This is a genomic window from Actinophytocola sp., from assembly GCF_036402745.1.
Lineage (GTDB): Bacteria > Actinomycetota > Actinomycetes > Mycobacteriales > Pseudonocardiaceae > Actinophytocola.
Window position 1 is genome coordinate 1 of the sequence record NZ_DASWSJ010000206.1, and the last position, 18,668, is coordinate 18,668.

General features: G+C 69.4%; 14 protein-coding genes and 2 pseudogenes. 1 reads left to right on the top strand and 15 read right to left on the bottom strand.

Annotated elements, in window-relative coordinates:
• The 15 genes and pseudogenes from VGD70_RS19685 to rplJ all read right to left on the bottom strand — a co-directional run.
• Positions 1-1,325, bottom strand: a pseudogene (locus VGD70_RS19685) (DNA-directed RNA polymerase subunit beta'); the annotation flags it as partial.
• A gap of 98 nt (positions 1,326-1,423) precedes the next feature.
• Positions 1,424-4,915 (bottom strand): DNA-directed RNA polymerase subunit beta, encoded by a 3,492-nt coding sequence (gene rpoB / locus VGD70_RS19690; protein WP_331083361.1) that lies wholly within the window; start codon positions 4,913-4,915, stop codon positions 1,424-1,426.
• 381 nt (positions 4,916-5,296) lie between these two features.
• Positions 5,297-6,409, bottom strand: coding sequence for a hypothetical protein (locus VGD70_RS19695; protein WP_331083363.1), 1,113 nt, complete (start codon positions 6,407-6,409; stop codon positions 5,297-5,299).
• A 56-nt stretch (positions 6,410-6,465) separates the two neighbouring features.
• Positions 6,466-7,122: a hypothetical protein gene (locus tag VGD70_RS19700; RefSeq protein ID WP_331083365.1), complete on the bottom strand. Its 657-nt coding sequence runs from the start codon at positions 7,120-7,122 to the stop codon at positions 6,466-6,468.
• 20 nt (positions 7,123-7,142) lie between these two features.
• Positions 7,143-8,423: an MCE family protein gene (locus VGD70_RS19705; protein ID WP_331083367.1), complete on the bottom strand. Its 1,281-nt coding sequence runs from the start codon at positions 8,421-8,423 to the stop codon at positions 7,143-7,145.
• Positions 8,423-9,613: an MCE family protein gene (locus VGD70_RS19710; protein ID WP_331083369.1), complete on the bottom strand. Its 1,191-nt coding sequence runs from the start codon at positions 9,611-9,613 to the stop codon at positions 8,423-8,425. The genes VGD70_RS19705 and VGD70_RS19710 overlap by 1 nt, the downstream gene beginning before the upstream one ends.
• Positions 9,613-10,809, bottom strand: coding sequence for an MCE family protein (locus VGD70_RS19715; protein ID WP_331083371.1), 1,197 nt, complete (start codon positions 10,807-10,809; stop codon positions 9,613-9,615). Before VGD70_RS19715 ends, VGD70_RS19710 begins: the two co-directional genes overlap by 1 nt.
• Complete coding sequence (locus VGD70_RS19720) at positions 10,806-11,798, bottom strand: MCE family protein (protein WP_331083373.1); 993 nt, start codon at positions 11,796-11,798, stop codon at positions 10,806-10,808. Before VGD70_RS19720 ends, VGD70_RS19715 begins: the two co-directional genes overlap by 4 nt.
• A complete protein-coding gene (locus VGD70_RS19725; RefSeq protein WP_331083375.1) occupies positions 11,795-12,829 on the bottom strand; it encodes an MCE family protein in 1,035 nt (344 codons plus the stop codon). The genes VGD70_RS19720 and VGD70_RS19725 overlap by 4 nt, the downstream gene beginning before the upstream one ends.
• A 70-nt stretch (positions 12,830-12,899) precedes the next feature.
• Complete coding sequence (locus tag VGD70_RS19730) at positions 12,900-14,240, bottom strand: MCE family protein (protein ID WP_331083377.1); 1,341 nt, start codon at positions 14,238-14,240, stop codon at positions 12,900-12,902.
• On the bottom strand, positions 14,237-15,076 hold the full coding sequence (locus tag VGD70_RS19735) for an ABC transporter permease (RefSeq protein ID WP_331083379.1): 840 nt from the start codon (positions 15,074-15,076) through the stop codon (positions 14,237-14,239). Before VGD70_RS19735 ends, VGD70_RS19730 begins: the two co-directional genes overlap by 4 nt.
• A gap of 3 nt (positions 15,077-15,079) precedes the next feature.
• A complete protein-coding gene (locus VGD70_RS19740; protein WP_331083381.1) occupies positions 15,080-15,874 on the bottom strand; it encodes an ABC transporter permease in 795 nt (264 codons plus the stop codon).
• The gene (locus VGD70_RS19745; protein ID WP_331083383.1) at positions 15,871-17,040 is read right to left on the bottom strand and encodes an ABC transporter ATP-binding protein; all 1,170 of its coding nucleotides are present in this window, start codon (positions 17,038-17,040) and stop codon (positions 15,871-15,873) included. Before VGD70_RS19745 ends, VGD70_RS19740 begins: the two co-directional genes overlap by 4 nt.
• A 237-nt stretch (positions 17,041-17,277) precedes the next feature.
• A complete protein-coding gene (gene rplL / locus VGD70_RS19750; RefSeq protein ID WP_331083385.1) occupies positions 17,278-17,664 on the bottom strand; it encodes a 50S ribosomal protein L7/L12 in 387 nt (128 codons plus the stop codon).
• Between the two features lie 29 nt (positions 17,665-17,693).
• The gene (rplJ, locus tag VGD70_RS19755; protein WP_331083387.1) at positions 17,694-18,236 is read right to left on the bottom strand and encodes a 50S ribosomal protein L10; all 543 of its coding nucleotides are present in this window, start codon (positions 18,234-18,236) and stop codon (positions 17,694-17,696) included.
• Positions 18,237-18,332: 96 nt separating this feature from the next.
• Here rplJ and VGD70_RS19760 point away from each other — a divergent pair.
• Positions 18,333-18,668: pseudogene (locus VGD70_RS19760) on the top strand (hypothetical protein); the annotation flags it as partial.

Sequence of the window (18,668 nt, forward strand, 5' to 3'; positions counted from 1 at the left end):
CCGCACTGGTGCAGCTTGAGCTGCGGGCCGACCACGATGACCGAACGGCCGGAGTAGTCGACGCGCTTGCCCAGCAGGTTCTGCCGGAACCGGCCCTGCTTGCCCTTGAGCAGGTCGGACAGCGACTTCAGCGGCCGGTTGCCCGGACCGGTGACCGGACGCCCGCGGCGGCCGTTGTCGAACAGCGCGTCGACGGCCTCCTGCAGCATCCGCTTCTCGTTGTTGACGATGATCTCGGGCGCACCGAGGTCGATGAGCCGCTTGAGCCGGTTGTTCCGGTTGATCACGCGGCGGTACAGGTCGTTCAGGTCGGAGGTGGCGAACCGGCCACCGTCGAGCTGAACCATCGGCCGCAGGTCCGGCGGGATGACCGGGATGCAGTCGAGCACCATGCCCATCGGCGAGTTGCTGGTGTGCGAGAACGCGGCCACGACCTTGAGCCGCTTCAGCGCGCGGAGCTTCTTCTGCCCCTTGCCGTTGCGGATGGTGTCGCGCAGGTTGTCGGCCTCGGCATCGACGTCGAAGTCGGCCGCCAGCTTCTGGATGGCCTCGGCACCCATGGAGCCGGTGAAGTAGTCGCCGTAGCGGTCGATGAGCTCGCGGTAGAGCACCTCGTCCGCGATCAGCTGCTTGGGCTCGAGCTTGGTGAAGGTGCTCCAGATCTCGTCGAGCCGGTCCAGCTCACGCTGGGCCCGGTCGCGGAGCTGGCGCATCTCGCGCTCGCCGCCCTCCTTGACCTTGCGGCGGACGTCGCTCTTGGCGCCTTCCGCCTCCAGGGCCGCGAGGTCGGTCTCGAGCTTCTGCGCACGCGCCTCGATGTCGGCGTCGCGCCGGTTCTCGACCTGCTTGCGCTCGACCCCGATCTCGCTCTCGAGCGTGGCGAGGTCGTTGTGCCGCAGCTCGGGGTTCACGGTCGTGATCACGTACGCCGCGAAGTAGATGATCTTCTCGAGGTCCTTCGGGGCGAGGTCGAGCAGGTAGCCCAGCCGCGACGGCACGCCCTTGAAGTACCAGATGTGGGTGACGGGAGCGGCCAGCTCGATGTGGCCCATGCGCTCACGACGCACCTTGGCGCGCGTGACCTCGACGCCACAGCGCTCACAGATGATGCCCTTGAAGCGCACGCGCTTGTACTTGCCGCAGTAGCACTCCCAGTCCCGGGTGGGACCGAAGATCTTCTCGCAGAAGAGCCCGTCCTTCTCCGGCTTGAGGGTGCGGTAGTTGATGGTTTCGGGCTTCTTCACCTCGCCGAAGGACCACTGGCGAATGTCGTCTGCGGTCGCAAGGCCGATGCGGAGCTCGTCGAAGAAGTTGACGTCCAGCACGTCGGGTCTTCCCCTTTTGTTCGTGTGAAGCCTTATGTGGGGATCTGGCCTGGCTACGGGTGCGGCATCCAGTGGTGCCGCACCCGCGCCGGCGAGGGTTAGTTCACGACGTCGTCAACAGACGGCGACTCATTGCGGGACAGGTTGATGCCGAGGTTGGCGGCCGCGCGCTCGAGGTCCTCGTCGTCCCCGTCACGCATCTCGATCGCGGCACCGTCGCTGGAGAGCACCTCCACGTTGAGGCACAGCGACTGCAGCTCCTTGAGCAGCACCTTGAACGACTCCGGGATGCCCGGCTCCGGGATGTTCTCGCCCTTGACGATGGCCTCGTAGACCTTCACCCGGCCGAGCACGTCGTCGGACTTGATCGTGAGCAGCTCCTGCAGCGTGTACGCGGCGCCGTAGGCCTGCATGGCCCAGCACTCCATCTCACCGAAGCGCTGGCCACCGAACTGGGCCTTACCACCGAGCGGCTGCTGGGTGATCATCGAGTACGGGCCGGTGGACCGGGCGTGGATCTTGTCGTCCACCAGGTGGTGCAGCTTCAGGATGTACATGTAGCCGACCGCCACCGGGAACGGGAACGGGTCGCCGGAGCGCCCGTCGAGCAGCACCGCCTTGCCGTCCTCGCCGACCATCCGCTCGCCGTCCCGGTTGGGGAGCGTCGAGCCGAGCAGGCCCGTGATCTCGTCCTCCTTGGCACCGTCGAACACCGGCGTGGCCGTGTTGGTGCCCGGCGCGACGTCGTAGAGCTCCTCGGGGAGCTTCTTCGCCCACTCCGGGTTGCCCTCGACCTTCCAGCCCTGCGAGGCCAGCCAACCCAGGTGCAGCTCGAGCACCTGGCCGATGTTCATGCGTCGCGGCACACCGTGCGTGTTCAGCACGACGTCGACCGGGGTGCCGTCCGGGAGGAACGGCATGTCCTCGGCGGGCAGCACCTTGCCGATGACGCCCTTGTTGCCGTGCCGGCCGGCGAGCTTGTCGCCGTCCTGGATCTTGCGCTTCTGCGCCACGTAGACCCGGACCAGCTCGTTGACGCCCGGGGGCAGCTCGTCCTCGTCCTCGCGGGAGAACACCCGGATGCCGATGACCTTGCCGGTCTCGCCGTGCGGCACCTTCAGCGAGGTGTCGCGCACCTCGCGCGCCTTCTCGCCGAAGATCGCGCGGAGCAGGCGCTCCTCGGGCGTGAGCTCGGTCTCGCCCTTCGGGGTGACCTTGCCGACCAGGATGTCGCCGTCGCCGACCTCGGCACCGATGCGGATGATGCCGCGCTCGTCGAGGTCCGCGAGGACCTCCTCGGAGACGTTCGGGATGTCCCGGGTGATCTCCTCGGCACCGAGCTTGGTGTCGCGGGCGTCGATCTCGTGCTCCTCGATGTGGATCGAGGTGAGCACGTCGTCCTGGATGAGCCGCTGCGAGATGACGATGGCGTCCTCGTAGTTGTGGCCCTCCCACGGCATGATCGCCACGAGCAGGTTCTTGCCGAGCGCCATCTCACCGTCTTCGGTGCACGGCCCGTCGGCGACGACCTGGCCGGCCAGGACCCGGTCGCCCTCGGAGATGATCGGCCGCTGGTTGACGCAGGTGCCCTGGTTGGACCGGCGGAACTTGTGCAGCCCGTAGGTCCGGCGGCTGCCGTCGTCGGCCATGACGGTGATGAAGTCGGCGGAGAGCTCCTCGACCACACCGTCCTTCTCGGCCACCACGACGTCACCGGCGTCGACCGCGGCACGCAGCTCGGTGCCGGTGCCCACGAGCGGCGACTCGCTGCGCAGCAGCGGGACGGCCTGGCGCTGCATGTTCGCGCCCATGAGGGCACGGTTGGCGGCGTCGTGCTCGAGGAACGGGATCATCGCGGTGGCGACGGAGACCATCTGCCGCGGCGAGACGTCCATGTAGTCCACGTCGAACGGCTCGATGAACTCGACCTCGCCGCCCTTCTTGCGGACGAGGACGCGGTCCTCGGCGAAGTGGCCCAGCTCGTCGAGCGGCGCGTTGGCCTGCGCGATGACGTGCCGGTCCTCCTCGTCGGCGGTCAGGTAGTCGATCTGGTCGGTGACCTGACCCTCGATGACCTTGCGGTACGGCGTCTCGATGAAGCCGAACGGGTTGACCCGGGCGTAGCTCGACAGCGACCCGATGAGGCCGATGTTCGGGCCTTCCGGGGTCTCGATCGGGCACATCCGGCCGTAGTGGCTGTGGTGGACGTCGCGGACCTCCATGCCGGCGCGCTCACGCGACAGACCACCGGGGCCCAGCGCCGACAGGCGGCGCTTGTGGGTGAGACCCGCGACCGGGTTGGTCTGGTCCATGAACTGCGACAGCTGCGAGGTGCCGAAGAACTCCTTGATCGCGGCCACCACGGGGCGGATGTTGATCAGCGTCTGCGGCGTGATGGCCTCGACGTCCTGGGTGGTCATCCGCTCGCGGACCACGCGCTCCATGCGGGACAGGCCGACCCGGATCTGGTTCTGGATCAGCTCGCCCACGGTGCGCAGGCGGCGGTTGCCGAAGTGGTCGATGTCGTCGACCTCGACCGGCACCTCGTTGCCCTCGATCGTCATCGAGGTCTCGCCCGCGTGCAGGCGCACCAGGTACTCGATCGTGGTGACGATGTCGTCCTCGGTGAGGACGCCGACGTCGCTGGGCGCGGTGAGGCCCAGCTTCTTGTTGACCTTGTAGCGGCCCACCTTGGCCAGGTCGTAGCGCTTGTCCTTGAAGAACAGGTTCTCCAGCAGGGTCTGCGCGGACTCCTTGGTCGGCGGCTCGCCCGGGCGCAGCTTGCGGTAGATGTCGAGCAGCGCCTCGTCCGTGCCGGCCGTGTGGTCCTTCTCGAGGGTCGCGATGAGCGTCTCGGAGAAGTGGAACCGCTCGCGGATCTGCTCGGTGCTCCAGCCGAGGGCCTTGAGCAGCACGGTGACGGGCTGGCGGCGCTTGCGGTCGATGCGGACGCCGACGGTGTCGCGCTTGTCCACGTCGAACTCCAGCCACGCGCCGCGGCTGGGGATGACCTTGACGCTGAACACGTCCTTGTCCGTGGTCTTGTCGACGTTCGTGTCGAAGTACACGCCCGGCGAACGGACCAGCTGGGACACGACGACACGCTCGGTGCCGTTGATGATGAACGTGCCCTTGTCCGTCATCACCGGGAAGTCACCCATGAACACGGTCTGGCTCTTGATCTCGCCAGTGCTGTGGTTGGTGAACTCGGCGGTGACGAACAGCGGCGCCGCGTAGGTCATGTCCTTGTCCTTGCACTCCTCGACGGAGGCCTTGACCTCGTCGAAGCGCGGGTCGGAGAAGGAGAGGGACATCGAGCCGGAGAAATCCTCGATGGGTGAGATCTCGTTCAGGACCTCTTCGAGGCCACCGACCGGGTTCTCGTCACCGGCGTCGACACGGCGCTGAAACCACGCCGCGTCACCGGTGAACCACTGAAACGACTGGATCTGCAGGTCGAGCAGGTTGGGCGTGCCCAGCGGCTCGCGGATCTTCGCGAAGGAGACCCGCAGCGGAGCGCCTGGGATACCAGAGTTCGACACGGTGGAGTTGGTCGCAGCAGTGGCCTTGGTCGCGCGGGAGACTGCCAAGATGCGTCCTTCCAGGACTATGTGCGGTCGAGCAGCCTCGTTAGCAACTGTAACGATGCTGGTCAGGGGTGCGGTCGTGCCCAACAGTCTAGGGCATGCGAAAGTGGGCAGCGCAAAGGGGCAGTCTAGCCGTAAAGTCGGCGACTGTCTAGGCCCGCTGTCAACCGTCCTCCCGCCGAAGGCGTGCTTGCTGAATAGCGTGACCCGGCGGCGTCCCTCAGTCAAGATGCCGCGCCAGGATCTCACCGGCTTTCAGCCCGGACGTCAGCGGAAGTTCAGGCGGTCTCGCTCACGCCTCGCGCGGTGGCACGGCAGTCAACCACAGCCTCGTCGGCGGCGTTGACGCAGGTACGGAGAGTGGTGGCGGTGTCTCGGTGCGTGTCAGCACGTGGGTGCGGGCTGGCCGTTCACGAGGTGCTGGTCGAACATGTTGAACTCGGTGAGCTTCCAGTGGTCGCCCGAGCGCTTGGCCAGCACGCCGAACTGGGCCTCGCCGGCCACCGAGTTGTTCACGTCGACCCGGGTGGAGCTCTGGTCGATGAACACGAGCGCCTCGGCCCGGTCGCCGTCGAGGCGGACGAGCGCGATGTCCCGGACGGCGGTGGCCATGATGATCTTCTGCTTCGGCGCCAGCTCCTTGACCTGGCCGAACAGCTGGTCGTACTCGCAGCGCGCCTTGCCGGTGAGGGTGGCGTCGACGGCCTTCTGGGTGGCGCCGAGATCGGTGTAGTTGTAGCTGAACGTCTCCTCGATGGCGGACTTGAGCTGGCCGAGGACCTGGCTGGAGGTGGCCGAGTCGGTGAGCGCGGTGTTGGCGTCGCCGCTGCGCAGGTCGCTCGCCTCGCCGCGGAACCAGATGGCGAGGCCCACGAGCACGACGGCGACCACGGCCAGCACGACCGCCACCGAGAGCTGGGTGGCGCCGCGGCGGCGCGGGGCGTCGGCGAGCCGGGCCGGGTAGGCCTTGCCGGTGCGCGCGCCGGCCTCGGCCGCGCCGAGGTCGGCCGGGCGGGCGGTGCCGGTGGCCCGCCGCTTGCCGGCCGGACGGCGGCTCGGGGTGGGCCGCTCGCCGGCCAGGTCGTCGTCGGCGTCCTCGACGTCACCGGTGTCGGTGTCGTCGATGTGGACCTGGGCGGCGGCGCGGCGGGAGTGGCGGCCGCGAGCGCCGGACGGCTCCTCGTCGGTCACCGGGCCGGTGGCGCCGATCGTGCCGGACGCCGCGACGGTGGGCTCGGCCGCGGCGGCCTCGGCGGCCGCCCTGCGGGCCCGCCGGGCGCTGCCCGCCCGGCGGGGTGGCGCCTCGTCCTCGGTCAGGTCGTCGGCGGGCCCGGGCTCGGCGTCGGGGAGGTCGAGCACGCCGGACACGGACTCGCGCTGGGGGTCGTCCTCGTCCCGCGAGGTGGCCGGCCGGTTGCGCAGGCCGGCGACCCGCGGGCGGCGGACCGGCGGCACCTGCCCCGGCGTGGGGGGCGGGCGGCGGCGAGACGGTGGCACTGCTCGGGTCCTTTCGTTGCCGGCCGGGACTGGCTGGCCGGGCTGCTGGCCGGGGGCTACTTGCCGGGCCGAGGCTGCACGTAGGCCACCTCGCCCAGGCCCTCGAGCTTCCAACCGGTGTCGGTCTTGGCCAGCGTGGCCTCGATCCGCTGGTACTTGTCGACCGCCTTCTTGCCGCCGGTCGAGACCGTGGCCTTGATCGCGGCGATCACGGTGGCCTTGCCGGCCCGGTCGTCGAGCTCCTTGACCGCCGAGGACCGCACCTCCGCGGACGTGACCGACTTCGCGTCCTTGAGCTGCTGCTTGTTCTGGGCGGTGAGCTTGACGATCTCGTCGTGCAGGGTGCCGGTGGTGGCGTCGGCCCAGTTGCCGAGCCCCTGGTCGAGCTTGCGGTAGTCCAGCGTGTTCATCGTGACGATCGCGGCCCGCGCCACCCGGTCGACCTCGTCGCGGGTGCCGGAGTAGGCGAGGCCGTCGTCGCCCGACGCACGCATCCAGGAGATGCCGAACCACACCGCGACCGTCGCCGCCGCGACCAGCAGCGCGACCGCCGCGGACAGCGCGATGACCGGCAGGTTCGAGCGTGGCCCGCCCGGCTCGGCGGGCGCGGGCTCGACGGCCTCGTCGAGGACGGGGTCGGGCACGAGGTCGTCGGTCGCGTCGTCGGCGTCGTCGGTGACGTCACGGCCGGTGTCGCTGTCGGCGGATGTCATGACTCTCCAGGGTAGGGCGGTCAGCCGGGCAACCCGAGCAGGGCCGCCAGGCTGGGCTGGCTGCTCGTTCCCGGCTGGGTCAGCGTGCCGGGCACGCTACCCGGTGCCAGGCCCTGCTGCGCCTGGCCACCGCCTCCTCCGCCGGTGCCGGCGCCGGGATCGGGCTGGCTCTGGTCCGCGGGCCGGCCGCCGTAGGGGACGTTGGCCGAGCCACGCACGTTGACCGGGCTGCCCGGGGGCTCCGCGCAGTAGGTGTTGGCCGGGGTTGGGTTGTTCGGCGGTGCGGTGTCGGTGCCGTTGCGCCGCGGGGTCTGCTCGTAGCCCTTGGTGCAGGGCGGCGGGTTGAACAGGTTGAGCACCAGGCCGAGGTGCGCCTGCCCCGGGTCGGCGCCCAGCAGGCCCTGCCCGGCCGCGCTGAACAGCGGGTAGGACACGAGGGCGTACTCGAGCCCGTCCTTGCGTGCGCCGATGATGTCCGAGGTGGTCAGCAGGTTCGCGAACAGCACGGACAGGCCCGGGCCGGACTCGCGGAGCAGGTCGGTCACCGCGGTGGCCGCCTGCGGGGTGGCCTGGATCAGCCTGCGCAGGTCCGGGTCGGAGTTCTTCAGCTGCGCGGCCAGCAGGTTCAGGTCGCCGGCGAAGGACTTGATGTTGTCCGACTGCGCGGCCTGGGTGTCGAGCACGGTGCCGCCGTCGTTGATCAGCGCGATCGTCTGCGGCAGGTGCTCGGTGGCCGCGGCGGTGAAGTTGGACGTGCTGTCGAGCAGCACCTGTAGGTCGCCGCCGGTGCCGGCGAACGCCTTGTCCAGCTCGTCGACCAGCGTGCGCAGCGACTCGGTGGGCACCGAGCTGGCCAGGCTGTCCAGGTCGCGGATCACCGCGTCGGTGGCCACCGGGATCCTGGTCCGATCGGCCGGGATGGTCGAGGACCCGGACAGGTACGGGCCCGAGCCCGCCCGCGGCCGCAGGTCGACGTACTGCTCGCCGACCGCGGACCGGTTGGCCACCACCGCGTCGAGGTCCTCGGGGATGTCCGGGGCGTCCGGGGCGATGTTGAGGTCGACCTGCACGCCCTGCTCGGTGAGCCGGAGCTGGCCGACCCGGCCCACGTTGAACCCGCGGTAGGTGACCTCGGCGTTGGTGAAGATGCCGCCGGAGTCCTCGAGGTTCATCCGGACCGTGTAGCCGTCGGCGCCGAACACCTTGCCGAGGTCGGTGAACCGGAACGCCGCGTACACCACCGCGACGACCGCGATGACCACGAACGCGACCAGCTGCAGCCGTACTCGCCTGGTGAGCATCAGCCACCACCACCCAGGATGCCGTCGAGGATGCCCGCCAGTCCCCCGCCACCGGCCTGCGGGCTGCCGGACGGGGTGCCGCCGAGGATCGGGATCGGCAGCTGCTGGCCGCCGGCGCCGTTCTTGCCGCCGGTCAGGTCACCGACGATCGGGACGTCCTGCAGCGGGTTGTTCCGGCTGCGGGACAGGTTGTCGAGGATGTCCTTCAGGTTCAGGTCGATCTTCAGGTACAGGTTGAAGTAGTCGCCCTGCACACCGTGGACCGCCTCGTCGGTGAACGGGATGGTGAACAGCAGCTCCAGCGCCTTCGGCAGGTCCGCGCCCGCCTCGCCCAGCTTCCGCAGCGCCGGGGTGAGCGCCTTGAGGTCGGCCACCAGGTCCTCCTGGCTCGCGTGGATGGTGCCGACCGCGACGTCGGACAGCGACTGCAGGCTCTGGAGCATCGTCACCAGCTGGGTGCGCTGGTCGATGAGCACCTGCAGGCCGGGGCCGAGGCTGTCGATGGCGCCGGCGAGCCGGTCGCGCTCGTTGTTGAGGGTGCCGGCGAGCCGGTTGACCCCGTCGATGGCCCGGGTGATGTCGGACTTGCTCGCGTCCAATGTGGACACCAGGGTGTCGACGTTGTCGAGGGTGTTGCGGATGTCGGCCTCGTTGCCCGAGAGCGCCGCGTTCATCTCCTGGGCGATGTTCTGCAGCTGCTCGATGCCACCGCCGTTGAGCAGCATCGACAGCGCGCCGAGCACCTCTTCGATGTCGGTGTTGCGGTTGGTGCGCTCGATCGGGATCAGCGCGCCGTCGGCGAGCTTGCCGCTGGCCTCGTTCGGCGGCGGCGGGGACAGCTCGACGTACTTCTCGCCGAGCAGGCTCGACTGGCGCAGCATCGCGAGCGCGTTGGCCGGCAGGCCGACGTCGCCGTTGACCCGCATGGTGACCTCGGCGGTCCAGCCGTCCGGCGCGAGCTGGATGTCCTCGACCCGGCCGACCGGGACCTCGTTGACCTTCACGCCGGACTGCGGCACGAGGTCGAGCACGTCCTTGAACCGGGCCTTGACCGTGAACGGGTGGTCGCCGAGGTCCGCGCCGCCGGGCAGCGGGATGTCGTAGATGCCGGTGAAGGAGCTGCAGCCGGTGAGCGCCGCGGACGCACCCACGGCGGCGGCCAGCACGGCGGCGAGCACGAGCCTGCGCATCAGTTGCCACCCCCCTGCGAGCCGTACATGTTGGCGAGCGGCAGCGGGACCGGCGGGAGCTTGCCCGACTGCAGCGCGGTGAGCACCTCGGCCGGCGTCGGCAGCGGCACCAGGCCCTGGACCACCGGCGCGAGGCCGTCGCAGGCGTCGGCGAGCACCTGGGGCAGGTTGTTCGGGGTGCCCTGGCGGACCAGGTTGCACAAGGTCACGATCGGCGGCTGGGCCAGCTCGTTGAGGTTCGAGCGGGCGTCGAGCGTGCCGGAGGAGCCGTTGTAGCTGTTGATGATGTTGGACAGCGCCACCGGGGCGATGTCGAGCACCTCGGACAGCGCGGCCCGCTGGTCGACCAGCACCTGGGTGACCGACGCCAGTTTGTCCACATTGGACTTGATCTTGGCCCGGTTGTCGTTGATGAACTGCTGCACCGCGCCGAGCGCGACGCCGAGCTGCTGCACCGCGGCGGCCAGGTCGCCGCGCTCGCCGGCGAGGAACCTGCTGACGTCGGCGGCCTGCTGGCTGAACTGGTTGACCTGGTCGTCGCTGGCGGCGAGCGCGCCGGTGAACCGCTGCAGGTTGTCGACCGTGGCGAACAGGTCCTCGTCGTGGCCGGAGATCGTCTTGGCGAACTGGGACAGCTGGGTGATCGTCTCGTTGAGCGCCTGGCCGTTGCCCTTGGCGTTGTTGGCGAGCGTGTTCAGCAGGTCGGACAGCGCGCCGTTCTTGTTGGCGCCGTTGGGCCCGAGCGTGGTGCTGACCCGGTTGAGGCTCGCGTAGAGGTCGTCGACCTCGAGCGGGGTGGCGGTGCGCTCACGGGACAGCACGGCGCCCTCGGCCATCACCGGGCCGGTGGTATAGGCCGGGGTGAACTGCACGTACCGGTCGCTGACCAGCGACGGCGCGATGATGACGGCCTTGGCGTTGGCCGGGATCTTCACCGAGCGGTCGACCAGCATGTCGACCCGCACGACGTCGCCCTGGGGCTGGACCGTGTCGACGTGGCCCACCTTCACGCCGAGCACCCGCACGTCGTTGCTCTCGTAGAGGCCGACGACGCCGGTGAACACGGCGCTGTAGCGGCGCTGGTTGGCGTCGACCAGCACCCACCACAGGGCGATCGCGACGACCAGCGCCGCGACGATCGCGATGGTGACGCCGCGGGCGAGGTCACGGCCGAGCCGGGAGGAGGCAGTGGTCATGGCTTCTTCCCCAGACAGCCCTCTTCGTTCATCGGCCCGACCGGCGGCGGCAGCAGGCCGCAGATGTAGTTGTCGAACCAGCGGCCGTTGCCGACCGCGTTGTTGAACAGCCGGACGAACGGCGCCATGTTCTTGATGCCATCGCCGAGCGCCTTCTGGTTGCGCGCCAGCATGCCGGTGAGCTGGTCGAGGCTGGTGAGCACCGGCGTCAGCTGCTTGTTGTTGTCGTCGACGAGGCCCTTGAGCTCCTTGGCGAGGGCCTGGGTGCCGGTGAGCAGCGTGCTGATCGCCTCGCGGCGCTTGCTGACCTCGGCCAGCAGCAGGTTGCCGTCCTGGAGGAGCTTGACCACCTCGCGGTCGCGGTCGGCGAGGGTCTGGCTGATCTGTTTGGTGTTGTCGAGCAGTTGGGCGAGCTGGTCGTCGCGCGAGGAGACCGTCTTCGACAGCGCCTGCAGGCCGGTGAGCGCGCCCTTCACGTCCTTCGGGGTGTCGGCGAACGTGTTGGCGATGACCTCGAAGCTCTGCGCGAGCTGCACGGTGTCGATCTGGTTGGTGGTGTCGGCCAGCCCGCGGAACGCCTCGAGCACGTCATACGGCGCGGTGGTGCGGTCGCGCGGGATGCGCTGCGCCGGGTCGAGCACGTCGCGGCCGTCGGGCTCGAGCGCCAGGTACTTCTGGCCCAGCAAGGTCTTGATCTTGATGGCGGCCGAGGTCTTGTCGCCGACCCAGGCGTCCTTGACCTTGAACGTGACGACCACCCGGTCGCCCTGCAGCGCCACGTCGGACACCTTGCCGACCTTGACCCCGGCGATGCGCACCTCGTCGTTCGGCTGCAGCCCGGCCGCCTCGGAGAACTCGGCGCTGTAGCTGGTGCCGCCGCCGATGATCGGCAGGTCGTCGGAGAACATCGCCACGGTGAGCGCGAGGCCGAGCACGACGAGGCCGGCGATCCCGATCGGGATGGGGTTGCGTGAGCGGAAGGACCTCATCGCGTGCACCTCGCGTGGTTCGCCGACGAGACGGGCACGTTGATCGGCTGGGTGACGAGCCCCGGGATGCCGATCGAGCCCGACGTCGAGCAGAGGTAGAAGTTGAACCACGAGCCGTAGCTGACCGTGCGGGTGAGCGCGGCGGTCTTCTCCGGCAGGAACTGGATGAAGTGCTGCACCACCGACTCGCTGTCGTTGAGGTTGTTCACGAGCCCGCCGAGCGCGGCGATGTCCTGCTTGAGCGGCGCGCGGGCCTCGGTGAGCAGGCCGGACGTGGTCTGGGCGAGGCCGCCGAGCGCCTCGATCGCGTCGCCGATCGGCTGGCGGTCCTGGGCGAGCCCGGAGACCAGCTGCTGGACCTGCACGATCAGCGTGGAGAGCTTGCCGCCGCGGGCGTTGATCGTGTCGAGCGCGCCGTTGAGGTTGTTGATCACCTGGCCGATGACCTGGTCCTTGTCGGCGATCGCCGAGGTGAGCGAGGCGGTGTGGGCGAGCAGCGACTCGACCGTGCCGCCCTCCCCCTGCAGGACCTGGATGATCTCGTAGGAGAGCTGGTTGACGTCGTTGGGCGAGAGCGCGCGGAACAGCGGCTTGAACCCGTTGAAGAGCTCGGTGAGGTCGAGCGCCGGGCGGGTGCGCTCCATCGGGATGTTGCCGCCGGACTCGAGGACCGCGTTCGGGTTGCCGCCGGTGCCCTCGGTGAGCGACACGTAGCGCTGGCCGACGAGGTTGCGGAACTTGATCTGCGCGGTGACCGACGCGGGCAGCTTGCGGTTGGCGCTGACCGAGAACGTGACCTGGGCCTGCTTGCGGTCGACGATGCCGACGTTCTCGACCTGGCCGACCCGCACGCCGGCGATCCGCACGTCGTCGCCGGGCAGCAGCAGGGTCGCGTCGGAGAACCGGGCGGTGTAGCTGTTGGTCGAGCTCAGGTCGATGTTGGCGATGCTGATGGCGAGCACGGCCGTGGCGCTGACCGTGACGACGGTGAACACGATCAGCTTCACCAGCGGTGCGAACAACCCCCTCACGACACCACCTCGCAGGCTCGGTGGCGCCGCTGCGGGTGCCCCTGTGACCTTGGTTCGCTTGCAAGCTCGCTCACTTGAAGGTCACCTCCGTCCCGCGGTAGAGCGGCCCGACGAGCAGGCTCGACCAGGCCGGCACCTGGCCCGGCGCGACGCCGAGGCCGGGCGCGAGCAGCTGGGCCAGGAAGTCCCGCTCGGCGGGCGAGTTGGCGAGCGCGCCCGGCTGGGTGGCGCTCGACGGGCCGGTCGTGCCGTTCGCCGGCGGCAGCACGCCGTCCTGCACCGTGCGGCTGGTCGGGCCGTGCGAGCTGCCGTCCTGCAGCGGGCCGTCCGGCGGCTGGTCCGGGAACGGGTTGCCCATCTGCGCCGGGTCGTAGCAGCGCGGGCCGCGGTGCTCGTTGAAGTGCGGGTCGTCCTTGCCGGGCTCGTACGAGCCCTTGTTGACCACGACCTCGAGAGTGGCGTGCAGGCCGGGCTGGTTGGTCCCGGCGCCGAACACCGGGCCGGCCGCGTCGACGAGCGAGGCCATCTGCTTGAGGAAGCACGGGTAGGACGGCGAGTACTTCGCGAGCAGCTCCAGGGTGCCCCGGGAGCTGTCGGACAGCCGGATGATGTTGTCGGAGTTGGCTCGCAGGAACTGCTCCAGGTTCTGGCTCGACGTGGTGAGGTCGGCGAAGAGGGCCTGCAGGTTGGCCTTCTGCTCGGCGATCGTGCGCGAGGTGACGGTGAGGTCGGACAGCGCCGCGGTGAAGTCCGGGATCGCGTCGGCGTAGGTGTCGCTGACCGCGACCAGTGCGTTGAGGTCGTGGGTCAGCTGCGGCACGTGCGGGTTGATCTCCCCCACGAGCTTGCCGAGGTCGACCAGCGTGTCGCCGAGCTCCTTGCCGCGGCCCTCGAGCGCGGTGGAGATCGCGGTGAGCGTGGTGGACAGCTTCTGCGGCTGGACCGCCTGCAGCACCGGCAGCAGGTGGTCGAGCGCCTGGGACAGCTCCACCGCGGGCGCCGACTTGTCCTGCTCGATCCTGTCGCCCTGCGCGAGGTGCTGCGGGTCGGCGTCGGCCGGGATCTGCAGCGCCACGTACCGGTCGCCGAACAACGTCTTCGGGATGAACCGCGCGGAGACGTTGCGCGGGATCACGTCGACCTTGTCCGGGTCGAGCGCGAGGTCGAGCACCGAGCCCTGCTCGGTCGGGGTGATCTTGCGGATCTCGCCGACGATGAGCCCGCGCACCTTGACGTCACCGCGCACCTGGAGCTGGTTGCCGAGCTTGTCGGTGCTGAGCGACACCCGGACCACGGGTGTGAAGGCCTTGTTGTACATGGCGATCGAGAGGCTCACCAGCGCCGCGACGACGACGATGAACCCGATGCCGAGCAGCCGGCGCCGTGCCGTTGCCCATCCGCGAGCGCTCATCCGCCGATCCTCACCGTCACCGTGGTCCCCCAGATGGCGAAGCCGATGAAGAAGTTGAGCAGCGCCGCGGTGACGATCGTCGTCCGCACCGAGCGGCCCACGGCCACGCCCACGCCGGCCGGGCCGCCGGTGGCCCGGTAGCCGTAGTAGCAGTGCACCAGGATGATCACGATCGCGAAGATCAGCACCTTGCCGAAGGACCAGAACACGTCCTGTGGAGGTAGGAACAGGTTGAAGTAGTGGTCGTAGGTGCCGGCCGACTGCCCGTAGAAGTAGACCGTGATCGTGCGCGACGCGAGGTAGCTCGACAGCAGGCCGATGATGTAGAGCGGGATCACCGCGATGAACCCGGCGATGATCCGGGTGGTCACCAGGAACGGCAGGCTCGGCACGCCCATCACCTCGAGCGCGTCGATCTCCTCCGAGATCCGCATCGCGCCCAGCTGCGCGGTGAACCCGGCGCCGACCGTGGCCGACAGCGCCAGCCCGGCCACCAGCGGCGCCACCTCGCGGGTGTTGATGTAGGCCGAGGCGAAGCCGGAGAACGCGGCCGTGCCGATCTGGTCCAGCGCGGCGTAGCCCTGCAGGCCGACGACCGTGCCGGTGAAGACGGTCATGCCGACCATCACGCCGATGGTGCCGCCGATGACCGCGAGCGCGCCGGAGCCGAAGCTCACCTCGGCGAGGATCCGCATGGTCTCGCGCAGGTAGCGGCGCAGCGTGCGCGGGATCCAGGCGAGCGCACGGAGGTAGAACGACAGCTGGTCGCCGAGCGTGTCGAGGAAGCCGAGGGGGGCGTGCGCCACCCGGCGGGCCGTGTCACCGATGGAGGCCATCGCTCAGCTCCCCTTCTGCGGCACGATCGTGAGGTACACGGCGGTGAGCACGAAGTTGACGAAGAACAGCAGCAGGAACGTGATCACGACCGACTGGTTGACCGCGTCCCCGACGCCCTTCGGGCCGCCCTTGGGGTTGAGCCCGCGGTAGGCGGCCACGACGCCGGCGATGAAGCCGTAGATCAGCGCCTTGATCTCGCTGATCCACAGGTCGGGCAGCTGCGCGAGAGCCGAGAAGCTCGCGAGGTAGGCGCCCGGCGTGCCGCCCTGGAGCACGACGTTGAAGAAGTAGCTGCCCAGCACGCCGACGACGCTCACGAGGCCGTTGAGCAGCACCGCGATGAGCATCGCGGCGAGGACCCTGGGCACCACCAGCCGCTGGATCGGGTTGACGCCGAGGACCTCCATGGCGTCGATCTCCTCGCGGATGGTGCGCGCGCCGAGGTCGGCGCAGATCGCCGAGCCGCCGGCGCCGGCCACCATCAGCGCGGTGACCAGCGGCGCGGCCTGCTGGATGATCGCGAGCACCGCGGCGGCGCCGGTGAACGACTGCGCGCCGAGCTGGACGATGAGGCTGCCGAGCTCCAGCGCCACGACCGCACCGAACGGGATGGCGACCAGGGCCGTCGGCAGGATCGTGACGCTCGCGATGAACCAGCACTGCTGGATGAACTCGCGGACCTGGAAGGGCCTGCGGAAGATGTTGACCAGGACGTCCAGGGCGAGGGCGAACAGCCGACCGGTCTCCCGCAACGCCCCGGCACCCGGGAAGTTCGGCGATGCTGTCCGTGTGGTCATGCACCACCGCCGGGTCCGGTCGGCGGGTCGGCCCGCCAGCTGGATCTGGGTAGGTCGGCGACGTCGTCGGTGCTGGTGTTGAGGTCACCCTCCGACGGCGCCCACTCCTGGTTGCGCGGCCGCGGGCTGGGCCGGAACGCCGTCGTGGACGCCATGTGGTGCGCGCGCACGCCGTAGTGGTCCCGCTCGGCCTGGGTGAGCGACTCGACGATGCCCTCCTGCGCCGCGCCGGGGAGGGTGCCGATGATCGACATGACCCGGTCCTTGCGGCGGCGCACGGCGTCGCGCACCGGCAGGCCCGGGGTGGGCTCGATCTGCGGCACGACACCGCTGACGTCGTCGGTGCTGCCGTCGTGGTGGCCGGCGTCGACCTGCGCCTGCTCGGCGGCCATGGTGGCCTGGTCCTTCTCCTCCGACATGCCGATCGGGCCGATGCGGCTGCCGTTGAGGAACTGCTTGACCACCGGCTCCTCGGAGGTGAGGAGGACCTCGCGCGGGCCGAACATCACGAGCTCGCGGCGGAACAGCATGCCGATGTTGTCCGGCACGGTCCGGGCGAGGTTGATGTTGTGCGAGACGATCAGGATGGTGGCGTCGATCTGCGCGTTCAGGTCGATGAGCAGCTGGGAGATGTAGGAGGTGCGGACCGGGTCGAGGCCGGAGTCCGGCTCGTCGCACAGGATGATCTCCGGGTCCAGCACCAGCGCGCGGGCCAGGCCGGCGCGCTTGCGCATGCCGCCGGAGATCTCGCCGGGGAGCTTCTTCTCCGCGCCGGCGAGGCCGGTCATGTCGAGCTTCTCGAACACGATGCGGCGGATCTCGGACTCGCTCTTCTTGGTGTGCTCGCGCAGCGGGAAGGCGACGTTGTCGTAGAGGTTCATCGACCCGAACAGCGCGCCGTCCTGGAACAGGACGCCGAAGAGCTTGCGGATCTCGTAGAGCTTGTGCTCCGAACAGGTGACGATGTCGACGCCGTTGATCTCGCAGCGGCCCTTGTCCGGCTTGAGCAGGCCAATCATCGACTTGAGGAAGACCGACTTGCCGGTGCCCGACGGGCCGAGCATCACGCTGACCTCGCCCGGCGGCAGCGTGAGCGTGACGTCCCGCCAGATGACCTGGCGGCCGAAGGACTTCGTCAGGCCCTCGACGACCACCTCGGCGCCCATCGAACCTCCTTGTGTGCCCGGCCGTCCTGATCCCCGGCCGTCCTCGCCCGCCGCGCCGGTGTACTCAAGATGCAACGAGCGTGACGCTTGTGGGTTACTGCCGAGTTCAGTACCGCATGGCACGGGAAGGTACCGAGTTACTCACCGTGGGTGTAAGCGGGGTATTCCTGCCCGAAATGTGAACAGGGCCGGCACCGTGGCGGTGTCGGCCCCGTTCGGGTTCCGTTCAGCGTGAGGTCACTTGAGGGAGACCTTCGCGCCGGCGGCCTCCAGCTTCTCCTTGGCGGCCTCGGCGGCGTCCTTAGCGACCTTCTCCAGGACGGGCTTCGGAGCGGCCTCGACCAGCTCCTTGGCCTCCTTCAGGCCCAGCCCGGAGACGACCTCGCGGACGACCTTGATGACCTGGATCTTCTTCTCGCCCGCGGCCTCGAGGACCACGTCGAACTCGTCCTGCTCCTCCGGCGCCTCAGCGGCGGCGGCGGCCGGGCCGGCGGCGGCCACGGCGACCGGGGCAGCCGCGGTGACCTCGAAGGTCTCCTCGAACTGCTTCACGAAGTCGGACAGCTCGAGGAGGGTCATCTCCTTGAACGCGTCGAGCAGCTCGTCGGTGCTCAGCTTCGCCATGATGGCGTTCCTTTCCTGAGTGGGGGTGTTCAGCTCTCGGCGGGAGCCGCTTGCTCGGCGGACGCCTTCTTTTCCTGCAGGGCCGCGGCCAGGCGGGCGACCTGCGAGGCGGGCGCGGCGAACAGGCCGGCTGCCTTGCTGAGGTTGCCCTTCATCGCGCCCGCCAGCTTGGCGAGCAGCACCTCACGGCTGTCCAGGTCGGCGATCTGCGCGACCTCTTCAACCGACAGGGGGCGGCCATCCATGTAGCCGCCCTTGATGACCAGGCCCTTGTTGTCCTTCGCGAAGTCACGCAGCGCCTTGGCCGCGTCCACCGGCTCGCCATCGACGAACGCGATGGCGGTGGGGCCGGTGAACAGGGCGTCGAGGCCCTGGATCCCGGCGTTCTCGGCGGCACGCTTGACCAGGGTGTTCTTCGCGACTCGGTAGGACGCGGTGGTGCCGAGAGCGCGACGCAGCGTGGTGAGCTGCGACACGGAGAGGCCGCTGTACTGGGTGACGACCGCTGCCGAGCTGGTGCGGAACTTGTCCGCGATCTCGGCGACCGCAGCCACCTTGTCGGGCTTCGCCATGTTCGCCTCCTCTCTGGGCTGGTGACCGCCGGGCCCAACCCAGGAAAGACGAAACGCCCCGGCGCGCTGGGCACGGGGCGTGAAGATCATTGGCGCGTGAGCGCCTGGACCTACCTCGTCCTCCTGCGCGGGCCACCCGTCCTGCGGACGGATCTTCATCTTCATTGGGAAGAGACCAGCGGTCTTCGGTGGAACATCGAAAAGAATACGGGACCGGTGCACGGCGGTCCAAATCGCCCCCGGCCCAACCGGCAGAATGGTGAGGTGGCCGACAACGAGCACCCGGAGCGCAAGCACATCGAACGTGCCCCCGCGCCGCCCCCGCCCGTGCCAACCGAGCCCACCGGCCCGACCGATCCGGAGCAGTACCGCCAGTTCGAGCAGTTCCAACAGTTCCAACAGTTCCTCAAGTTCCAGGAGACCCAGGGTGGC

What these genes read in the sequence shown, in the direction of transcription:
- VGD70_RS19700 (WP_331083365.1), bottom strand. Translation starts at nt 7,122, where the DNA reads ATGACATCCGCCGACAGCGACACCGGCCGTGACGTCACCGACGACGCC.
- VGD70_RS19705 (WP_331083367.1), bottom strand. Translation starts at nt 8,423, where the DNA reads ATGCTCACCAGGCGAGTACGGCTGCAGCTGGTCGCGTTCGTGGTCATC.
- VGD70_RS19710 (WP_331083369.1), bottom strand. Translation starts at nt 9,613, where the DNA reads ATGCGCAGGCTCGTGCTCGCCGCCGTGCTGGCCGCCGCCGTGGGTGCG.
- VGD70_RS19715 (WP_331083371.1), bottom strand. Translation starts at nt 10,809, where the DNA reads ATGACCACTGCCTCCTCCCGGCTCGGCCGTGACCTCGCCCGCGGCGTC.
- VGD70_RS19720 (WP_331083373.1), bottom strand. Translation starts at nt 11,798, where the DNA reads ATGAGGTCCTTCCGCTCACGCAACCCCATCCCGATCGGGATCGCCGGC.
- VGD70_RS19730 (WP_331083377.1), bottom strand. Translation starts at nt 14,240, where the DNA reads ATGAGCGCTCGCGGATGGGCAACGGCACGGCGCCGGCTGCTCGGCATC.
- VGD70_RS19735 (WP_331083379.1), bottom strand. Translation starts at nt 15,076, where the DNA reads ATGGCCTCCATCGGTGACACGGCCCGCCGGGTGGCGCACGCCCCCCTC.
- VGD70_RS19740 (WP_331083381.1), bottom strand. Translation starts at nt 15,874, where the DNA reads ATGACCACACGGACAGCATCGCCGAACTTCCCGGGTGCCGGGGCGTTG.
- VGD70_RS19745 (WP_331083383.1), bottom strand. Translation starts at nt 17,040, where the DNA reads ATGGGCGCCGAGGTGGTCGTCGAGGGCCTGACGAAGTCCTTCGGCCGC.
- rplL (WP_331083385.1), bottom strand. Translation starts at nt 17,664, where the DNA reads ATGGCGAAGCTGAGCACCGACGAGCTGCTCGACGCGTTCAAGGAGATG.
- rplJ (WP_331083387.1), bottom strand. Translation starts at nt 18,236, where the DNA reads ATGGCGAAGCCCGACAAGGTGGCTGCGGTCGCCGAGATCGCGGACAAG.